Annotated in this window: 2 pseudogenes; both read left to right on the forward strand. The window is 59.2% G+C overall.

Going from position 1 to position 434, the window contains the following annotated elements:
- Window positions 1–217 (forward strand): annotated as a pseudogene (locus tag P3H15_RS55215) (GvpL/GvpF family gas vesicle protein); the annotation flags it as partial.
- Window positions 217–434, forward strand: a pseudogene (locus tag P3H15_RS55220) (IS30 family transposase); the annotation flags it as partial. The pseudogenes P3H15_RS55215 and P3H15_RS55220, both read left to right, overlap by 1 nt.

The following is a 434-nucleotide window of genomic DNA, read 5'->3' on the forward strand; positions in this document are numbered from 1 at the left end:
GACGAAGCAGACGACCGGTGTGTATGTCTACGGCATCGTCCCGGCCGACGTCGAGATCGCCGACGATGCGACCGGGGTCGCGGACGGCACCGCGGAGGTGGTCACGCAGGGTGACATTGCCGCCCTGGTGAGCGGACTGTCGGTGGATCGGGCGCTCGGCGCACCCGGGGACCTGCGGGCGCATGCGGACCTGCTGGACGGGGTGGCCGGGGTGGCGTCATTCGCTTGATTGATGGGAAAACAGCACAGGCGGTCAATGATGAGCTGGTGGAACTTCAAAAAAGTTATGACTTCAAATCCATTACCCCTGACAATGGCCATGAATTTGCAAGGCTCTCTGAGGTCGTAAGCTGTCCAGTTTACTATGCACACGCCTACGCGAGCTTTGAGCGAGGGACGAATGAAAACCATAACCGAATGATTCGTAGGCATCT

Origin of the sequence: Rhodococcus sp. T2V (assembly GCF_029269925.1) — a bacterium.
Lineage (GTDB): Bacteria > Actinomycetota > Actinomycetes > Mycobacteriales > Mycobacteriaceae > Rhodococcus_F > Rhodococcus_F koreensis.